The organism is Acinetobacter sp. Colony158, from assembly GCF_019264745.1.
GTDB classification, from domain to species: Bacteria; Pseudomonadota; Gammaproteobacteria; order Pseudomonadales; family Moraxellaceae; genus Acinetobacter; species Acinetobacter ursingii.
The window spans coordinates 939807-940467 of sequence record NZ_CP078523.1; the positions used below are offsets into that span (position 1 = coordinate 939807).

Genomic DNA, 661 nt, shown 5'->3' on the forward strand with positions numbered 1-661 from the left:
CTCTTATGGTAATCTCAACTAAAAGCAAAACTTAATTTAATTGGTTGTCAAAATATGGAATCATTTATAAAAGCAGGCCATATTGAGCCTTCAGTCATTGCTTTCGATGTATTTGGTACACTTGTAAAGATAGGAGAAAGACGTACCCCATATAAAAATTTAATGAAATGGCTTAAGGAGAATGGACGAAAACCTAAACCTGATGATGCCAAACTTATTATGTCGCACAGTTTAAATTTGACAGAACTTGGAAAGTTATTAGCAGTAAATATTCCAGACCAATTACTGCAAGAGCTCGAGCGTGATTTAGACGAAGAATTACGTTCTATTGTTCTGTACGAAGATACGCTATCAACTTTGGAAGAATTAAAAAAATTAGGATTTAGATTAGCATTATGCTCAAATTTAGCTATGCCATATGGAAAAGTTGTTTCTTCATTGTTACCTCCTCTTGATGCCTATGCTTGGAGTTATGAAGTTGGCGCAATTAAACCAGAGTTACAAATTTATCAGTATTTAATTGATCAATTAGAATGTCATGCCAAAGATGTCTTGTTTGTCGGAGATACACCTTTAGCCGATTTTAGTGGTCCAAATGAATTTGGTATGTCAGCACGTTTAATTGATCGTAAAAATGGCCAAAAGTTGGCAGATATTTTAA

Annotated in this window: 1 protein-coding gene; it reads left to right on the forward strand. The window is 33.9% G+C overall.

Translation table 11 applies throughout. The features are described from left to right. Positions 1–54: 54 nt before the first annotated feature. Positions 55–661 (forward strand): HAD family hydrolase (locus JR005_RS03710; RefSeq protein WP_218665575.1); only part of this gene is annotated, 607 nt, incomplete at its 3' end.